The following is a 7500-nucleotide window of genomic DNA, read 5'->3' on the forward strand; positions in this document are numbered from 1 at the left end:
CGGTGAAGGACCTGACGACCGGCAAGGTCGAGATCGTCTCGATGAACCACGGCTTCACGGTCGACCGCGACAGTCTGCCCGAGCCGGTGGTGGAGACCCACGTCTCGCTCTTCGACGGCACGAACGCGGGCCTGGCGCTGAAAGACCGGCCGGTGTTCTCGGTTCAGCACCACCCGGAAGCTTCGCCCGGCCCGACCGACAGCCTCTACATCTTCGAACGCTTCGCGGGCCTGATGGACAAGGCGAAGTAGGCGTCCGGAACCACGAGATACACCAAGTACGCGAAAGGGTCCCGAGCCCTCCTGGAGCCTCCGCGCAAGCGGAGGCTCAGTCGTTTTTGGAACCGCGGAATACGCGGAATGGCGCGGAAGGCGTCGGCGCTGTTTCCGCGCCATTCCGCGTATTCCGCGGTTCCTTGAAAACTGGGAGGCGCGCGCTTCGCGGCCTCTCAGCACGAGGTTCCGGCTTTCGGATGTCACAGACCGCGGCGCCCGTCCGTCCTAGGGGCTAACAGGACGGAGCAGGGCCTTGCGGAACTGGGATCGGATCGTCGCGGCGCTGATGGCGCCGATCTTCCTGGCGAACTCGGTGTCGATGCTCATCGCGCCGCTGACCTGGTACGACGCCGTGCCCGGCGTGCCGACCACTGGGCCGTTCAATCCGCATTTCGTGCGCGATATCGGCTGCGTCTACCTGGCCTGCGCGCTGGGGTGCGGATGGTTTGCGTGGCGACCGGTGCAGGGATGGCCGGCGCTGGCGATCGGGGCCTTCTGGCTGACCGCGCATGCGGCCGTCCACGTCTATGACGCCACCTGCGGCGCGAGCCCGCTCGCCGACGCCCAGCGCGACTTCGTGGGCGTCTACCTCCTCGCGGCGATCCCGCTCGCGCTGGCCCTCACCCGCAAACCGAAAGGCGCCTGACCGATGCTGAAGCTGATGCTCTCCCGCTGGCTCGACGGGTTCGAGGCGACGTTCAACTACGACGCCGGCTACATGCGCCATGTCCTGCGGGCCAACCCGTGGAGCCTCATGAAGTTCGCGCTCGGGACCCAGGCGCTGGACCGCAAGGCCGCACCCGCCGAACTGCTGGTCGCCGCCGGGCTCGTCGGCACGCTGCAGGAGGATTGCGGGCCGTGCGTACAGGTGGGCGTCGACATCGCCACGGCCGGGGGCGTGGACCCGGTGATCCTGCGCGCCATCATCGCCGGCGACGAGGCGGCGATGGGCGAGACGGCCGCGCTCGGCTACCGCTTCGCTCGCGCCAGCCTGGCGCGCGACATGGAGGCCTGCGATCCGCTGCGCGACGAGATCGTGCGGCGCTTCGGCGACAAGGCGCTGGTGGCCGTCGGTCTCGCGCTGACCGCCTCGCGGATGTACCCGACGCTCAAGTACGCCCTGGGCTACGGCAAGGCGTGCTCGCGGGTGCAGGTGGGCGGCGAGGCCGTCGCGCCCCTGAAGCGGGCCGCGTAGGATGGCGGCGATGGATGCGGCCCTGACAGACGCGTTCGAGGCCAATCGCGGCCGGCTGAAGCGGCTGGCCTACCGGATGCTGGGCTCGGTCTCCGAGGCCGAGGACGCGGTGCAGGACGCCTGGTTGCGCTGGCAACGGGCGGGCGAAGGCGTGACCGATCCGGCCGCCTGGCTGGTGCGGGCTGCGACGCGTCTCTGCATCGACCGCCTGCGCGCCGCCAAGGTCGAGCGTGCGGCCTACAAGGGCCCTTGGCTTCCCGAGCCGCTGATCGAGCCGCTGACCGACGATCCGGTGGAGAAGGCCGAGGAGGTGTCGGTCGCCTTCCTGCTGGCGCTGGAGCGCCTGTCGCCGCTGGAGCGGGCGGTGTTCCTGCTGCACGACGTGTTCGACCAGGACTACGCGCAGGTGGCCGAGACACTGGAGCGCTCCGAGGCCGCCGTGCGCCAGCTCGCCAGCCGCGCCCGCGAGCATGTCGCCGACGCCCGCCCGCGCTTCACGGTCGACCGGGACAAGGCGCTGAAGCTGGCGGCCGCCTTCGCCGCGGCGAGCCAGACGGCGGACGTGAGCGCGCTGCGCGAACTGCTCACCGAGGACGCCATCCTGGTCAGCGACGGCGGCGGCAAGCGCACCGCGGCGCTGCGCGTGCTGGCGGGCCGCGACGACGTCATCGGCCTGCTCCGGGGCATCGTCTGGCGCCACGGCGGCGAGATCGCCGTGAAGCGCGCCGAGCCGGTGCGGATCAACGGCTACCCCGGGCTGCTGGTCGAACTCGCCGACGGGCCCGAGACCTTCGCGCTGGAGCCCGGCGAAGACGGCCGCATCGCCGCCGTCTACGTCATGCGCAACCCCGACAAGCTGCGGCACGTGCGGTAGACAAGAAAGAGAATCAAACCGCGGAGAACGCGGAATTCGCGGAAAGAGGCCGGGTCAGCGCGAAGCGCTCGATCTCCACATTCCGCGTCGCCCCAAAGTTTACGAGCAAGCCCAGGCTCATCCCGGTCGCGCGGAGATAGTTGATGAGTTGCGCCCGATGCTCGGGCGCGATCGTCCGCGTGGCTTTGACTTCAACGACGATGCGATCGAAGCAGACGAAATCGGCCTTGTAGGTCTGCTTCAACGGTACGCCGTCAAAGATCAGGCCGAGAGTCTGCTCGGCGACGAAGGGGATACCTCGTCGAGCGAACTCAAGCCCGAGGCACTCCTGGTACACAGCTTCGAGGAAGCCGGCGCCCATAGATCGATAGACGTGGAAGAGGACGCCGCGAATACGGAACGCCTCCTCTTGATAGAGGAGCTTGCCGCTGGGCTCGTCCATGCCGCGGACAATAGCCTGACAAGTAGAAAAGAACAATATAGGAACATCCTTTCCGCGCCGTTCCGCGTTTTCCGCGGTTCCATGCCTTTGGACCTGTCATCCACAGGGTCGTCGCGGTGGTCCACAGCCGGGGCAGGTCCGGCGTGTTAGCGGTAGGCGGATGGTCGGGCGGTTCGATGAGCGGTTTCTGGAGGAGATCAAGTCGCGGCTGAGGCCGTCCGACGTGATCGGCCGCACCGTGAAGCTGCGCAAGCAGGGCCGCGAGTACGTGGGCCTGTCGCCGTTCAACAAGGAGAAGACGCCCTCGTTCTACGTGAACGACGACAAGGGCATGTTCTTCGACTTCTCGTCGGGCAAGACGGGCGACCTGATCACCTACCTGCAGGAGACCGAGCGGCTGTCGTTCGCCGAGGCGGTGGAGCGGCTGGCAGGCGAGGCGGGGCTGGCGCTGCCCGAGGTGGACCCGCGCGGCGCCGAGCAGGAGAAGCAGCGGCAGGGCCTCGCCGACTGGCTGGAGCTGGCGGCGCAGTGGTTCGAGGCCGAGCTGAAGCGGCCGCCGGGCCGCGAAGCGCGGGCCTATCTGGAGCGGCGCGGGCTGCCGGAGAGCGAGTGGGCGCGGTTCCGCATCGGCTTTTCGCCGAACGGGCGGACGGCGCTGAAGGACTACCTCGTCACCAAAGGCGCGAAGCCCGGCGAGCTGGTCGAGGCGGGCCTGCTCATCGCGCCGGAGGAGAGCGGCAGCGCGCCCTACGACCGGTTCCGCGACCGGATCATCTTCCCGATCCTCGACGCGCGGGGTCGAGTGGTCTCGTTCGGCGGCCGGGCGATGGACCCGCAGGCGCGGGCGAAATACCTGAACGGCCCCGAGACCGTGGTCTTCCACAAGGGCCACCACCTTTACGGCCTCTCGGAAGCACGGAAGATCCTGGCGGCCGCCAAGGCCGATGAGGCGCCGCCGCTGGTGGTGGTCGAGGGCTACATGGACGTCATCGCCTGCCAGCGGGCGGGCGTTCCGGCCGTGGCGGCCATGGGCACGGCGCTGGGCGAGGAGCAGATGGAGGTGCTGTGGCGGCACCATCCGGAGCCCACGCTCTGCTTCGACGGCGACCGGGCGGGACGCCAGGCCGCAGCGCGGGCGATGGAGCGGGCGCTGCCGCTGCTGAAGCCCGGTAAGAGCTTCCGGTTCGCCATCGTCGAGGGCGGCAAGGACCCCGACGATGTGCTGCGCGAGCAGGGGCCTGCGGTCCTGCGCCAGCAGCTCAGCCAGACCACGCCCTTCGCCGAGGCCCTCTTCATCCGCGAGCGCGACGCCGAGCCGCTGGATACACCCGAGCGCAAGGCGTCGCTCAAGGTGCGGCTGCGCAAGCTCGCCGCCGGGATCGCCGACGGCGATCTCGCCCAGGCCTACAAGGAAGACCTGCTGGGTCGCTTCGAGCAGCTTTCGCCGCCGCGCCAGGCGCCGGTCTACGAGGCGGGCGCCGCAGGGCGGGCGCTCTCCAGGCACGGCTGGGCCAAGCGCCGCGCGGCGCTGGCCGGCGCCACGCCCGAGGCCAAGGATGCGGCCGAGCGCATGCGCCGCGCGCCGCGGGCGCTGCCGGCGGCGCTGGCGCGGGCGGCGCTCCTGGACCCGACGGTGATCGACGACGCCATCGAGCGCGTGGGCTCGCACGGGTTCGGCGACGAGCAGCTCGACAAGATCGCGCGGGAACTGGTGCGCCTGCGCTACGAGACCGAGCACCTGGAGATGGAGACGCTGCAGCGGCGGCTGCTGGCCAGCGGCATCAGCCAGGACGACCTCGATCGGGTGCAGCGCGAGGCCGAGCGCGCCGGCGTCGCGGCGCCCTTCCTGCGCGAGAGCGGCGAGCGGGCGCGGCTGCTGTGGCGGCAGGCCTTCGACCTGCTGATGCAGTTGGAGAGCCTGGAGCGGGCCGCGGAGGCCGCCCGCCAGGATATCGCACGCGACCCCAGCGCGCTGGCGACGCTCGCCACGCTCAAGGCCGAGCGCGACCACCTGCGCCGGCTCATCAACAGCGACTGGGCCAGCGGCGAGGACGAGGCCCACCCGGTGCTCCCGCACTGACCTTGCCGCACCCGCAGGCGCGCGAGGCAGGACTTAAGACCAAAGTCGTAGGACTTCCGTCCGATTTCGCGGCGCCCGGTCGCAGCCTAGGGTGAGGATCGCAGGACTGCGGGCGCGCCTGTAGCGGTGCGCGCGCAGTTGCGTGACAATCGGCGGGACACGGCCTGGCTCGGGGAGGGTTCGGCCCATGAGCGACGAGATCGGCGGCGAGCGCCCGAGCCTCACCGACATCGTGCGGGCCGAGCAGGTGCGCCTGCTCTATGCGGACGGCTCCACCTATTTCTCGACGATGCTGGCCGCCGCGACGCTGGGCGGCATCCTGATCTGGGAGAAGACGCTGACGCCGGTCGTGGCCGCCGTCTGGCTGGGCTTCCTGGCGTTCCACACCGCGGTGAGGCTCTTCGTGCGCCGCGCCTACTTCAAGGCCGACCCGCCGGTCGGCGACTGGGCCAGGTGGGGCTGGCGGGCCACCGCCGGCTGCATCGTCAGCGGCCTGACCTGGGCGGCGGTGCTGCCGTTCCTGCTGGCGCCCGACCGCTTCGACCTGCAGGCGCTGGTGCTGGCGGCGATGGTGGTGGGGACCTACGGCGTGATCGGCTCGGCGGGATCGTTCCGCCCGGCGCTCTACAGCTTCTTCGTCCCGTTCCTCTCGGTGATCCCCTGGCTGCTGCTGCAGGGCGACACGCTGCACATCGCCTGCGCGGTGCTGCTGGGGCTGTGGCTGCCCAGCGTGGCGGCCATGGGCCGGCGCTTCAACGCCAGCCTGGAGGAGGCGCTGACGCTGCGGTTCGAGAACGCGGCGCTGGCCGACGACCTCCGCGCCCAGAAGTCCGTGGCCGAGCAGAGCAGCCTGGCGAAGTCGCGCTTCCTGGCCGCCGCGAGCCACGACCTGCGCCAGCCGGTACACGCGCTCGGCATGTTCATCGGCGCGATGCGCAGCCACCGCCTGCCCAGGCGGACCGTGGACCTCGTCGACCAGATGGACGTCTCGATCGCCGCGCTGGACGGCCTGTTCGGCTCGCTGCTGGACATCTCGCGCCTGGACGCCGGCGTGATCGAGAGCAAGCCCGTGGCCCTGCCGGTGCAGCCGCTGCTCGCGCGCATCTGCCGCGAGCTGGAGCCCGAGGCCGAGGCCAAGGGGATCGACATCGTGCTCGCGCCCACCACCGCCTGGGTGCGTAGCGATCCCGTGCTGCTGGAGCGGGTGATGCGCAACCTGATCGGCAATGCGGCGCGCTACACCCAGAAGGGCTGGATCATCGTGGGTTGCCGCCGGCGCGGGCGGCGGTTCTGCCTCGAGGTGCGCGACACCGGGCCGGGCATTCCGACGGACCTCCACGAGGCGGTGTTCGAGGAATTCTACCAGGTCGGCAATCCCGACCGCGACCGGGCCAAGGGCCTGGGTCTCGGCCTGCCCATCGTCAAGCGGCTCACCGCCATCCTCGACCATCCGCTGGAGATGGAGAGCCGGGTGGGCGAGGGGACCACCTTCCGGGTGCTGGCGCCGCGCGCGGCGGCCCGCGCCGGGGCGCCGGTCCCGCGCCGGCCCGCGGCGGGCGACCTGCGCACCGGCTTCATCCTGGCCATCGACGACGAGCAGGCGATCCGGGCGGGGATGACGGCGCTGCTGGAAAGCTGGGGCCATGTGGTGATCGCCGCGCCCGGCGGCGACGCGGGCGTGGCGGCGCTGAAGGGCCGCGGCGCGCCCGACCTGGTGATCTGCGACTACCGCCTGCGCGACGGTGAAAGCGGACTCGAGGCCGTTCGCAAGGTGCGCGCGTCGGTGGGCGTCGACGTGCCGGCGATCATCGTCACCGGCGAGACCTCGCCCGAGCGGCTCCGCCAGGCGCAGGACAGCGGCCATCTGCTGCTGCACAAGCCGCTGAGCCACGCGCGACTGCGCGCGGCGGTGACCAACCTCATCCGGCGGAAGGCGGCGCCGGCTGCGGCGGAATGAGGCCCGCGGCCATGGCCGCGCCCGCCGCCTGGGTGCGGTTGAAGACCGCCAGCGTGCGGAAGATCGCGCCGACATGCACCTTCACGGTCTTCTCCGAGAGGCCGAACCGCACGGCGATGTCCTTGTTCGAGAGCCCGCGGGCGACCGCCACCAGGATCTCGCGCTGGCGAGGCGTGAGTTCGGCGATGCCCGGCGGCGGCGGCGGCGCATTGGCCAGCAGCGGCGGCACGTAGACCTCGCCCCCCAGCACCATCTGGACGGCGGAGATCAGCGTCTCGGGGCTGGCCGACTTCGGCACGTAGCCCAGCGCGCCGAGGTCGAGGGCGCGGCGCACGTCCTCGGGGTCTTCGGACGAGGAGAGGATCACCACGGGCAGGTCGGGCCGCAGGCGCCCGATCTCGCCGATCGCGCCCATGCCGCCCAGGCCGGGCAGGTTGAGATCGAGCAGCACGGCTTCGAGGTCGGGATTGGCCTGCACCGCCGCCAGCGCCTCGGCGACGTCGCCGGCCTGGATCACCTCGCTGGCCGCGCCGCGACCGTCCAGCAGGGCGGCCAGGCCCTGGCGCACCAGCACGTGATCGTCGACCACCAGCAGCTTCATGGCGCACAGCGTGCGGCGCGTCGGGGCGTCGGCGCAAGTCTCGGTCACGACGTTATCCCGTTTGCCGGCGGCCCAG

Annotated in this window: 7 protein-coding genes and 1 pseudogene; 6 read left to right on the forward strand and 2 right to left on the reverse strand. The window is 71.0% G+C overall.

The features are described from left to right. The 4 genes and pseudogenes from JNL41_RS20125 to sigJ all read left to right on the forward strand — a co-directional run. Positions 1 to 251: pseudogene (locus JNL41_RS20125) on the forward strand (carbamoyl phosphate synthase small subunit); the annotation flags it as partial. Between the two features lie 277 nt (positions 252 to 528). Next, positions 529 to 921: a hypothetical protein gene (locus JNL41_RS20130; RefSeq protein WP_293477962.1), complete on the forward strand. Its 393-nt coding sequence runs from the start codon at positions 529 to 531 to the stop codon at positions 919 to 921. A gap of 3 nt (positions 922 to 924) precedes the next feature. Then, positions 925 to 1470, forward strand: a complete 546-nt coding sequence (locus JNL41_RS20135; protein WP_293477963.1) for a hypothetical protein — start codon at positions 925 to 927, stop codon at positions 1468 to 1470. 10 nt (positions 1471 to 1480) lie between these two features. Beyond that, positions 1481 to 2344: an RNA polymerase sigma factor SigJ gene (gene sigJ, locus JNL41_RS20140; RefSeq protein WP_293477964.1), complete on the forward strand. Its 864-nt coding sequence runs from the start codon at positions 1481 to 1483 to the stop codon at positions 2342 to 2344. 13 nt (positions 2345 to 2357) lie between these two features. Here the strand turns inward: sigJ and JNL41_RS20145 are convergent, their stop codons facing one another. Next, positions 2358 to 2786, reverse strand: coding sequence for a GxxExxY protein (locus JNL41_RS20145; RefSeq protein WP_293477965.1), 429 nt, complete (start codon positions 2784 to 2786; stop codon positions 2358 to 2360). A 160-nt stretch (positions 2787 to 2946) separates the two neighbouring features. Here JNL41_RS20145 and dnaG point away from each other — a divergent pair, with 160 nt between their 5' ends. Further along, positions 2947 to 4866: a DNA primase gene (dnaG, locus tag JNL41_RS20150; RefSeq protein ID WP_293477966.1), complete on the forward strand. Its 1920-nt coding sequence runs from the start codon at positions 2947 to 2949 to the stop codon at positions 4864 to 4866. 187 nt (positions 4867 to 5053) lie between these two features. After that, on the forward strand, positions 5054 to 6823 hold the full coding sequence (locus tag JNL41_RS20155; RefSeq protein WP_293477967.1) for a hybrid sensor histidine kinase/response regulator: 1770 nt from the start codon (positions 5054 to 5056) through the stop codon (positions 6821 to 6823). On the opposite strand, the gene JNL41_RS20160 is transcribed toward JNL41_RS20155, so the two are convergent. Further along, on the reverse strand, positions 6786 to 7500 hold a 715-nt coding region (locus JNL41_RS20160), incomplete at its 5' end, for a response regulator transcription factor (RefSeq protein ID WP_293477968.1). The genes JNL41_RS20155 and JNL41_RS20160 overlap by 38 nt on opposite strands.

It is taken from the genome of Phenylobacterium sp. (assembly GCF_016793285.1).
In the GTDB taxonomy this organism is placed as follows: Bacteria; Pseudomonadota; Alphaproteobacteria; order Caulobacterales; family Caulobacteraceae; genus Phenylobacterium.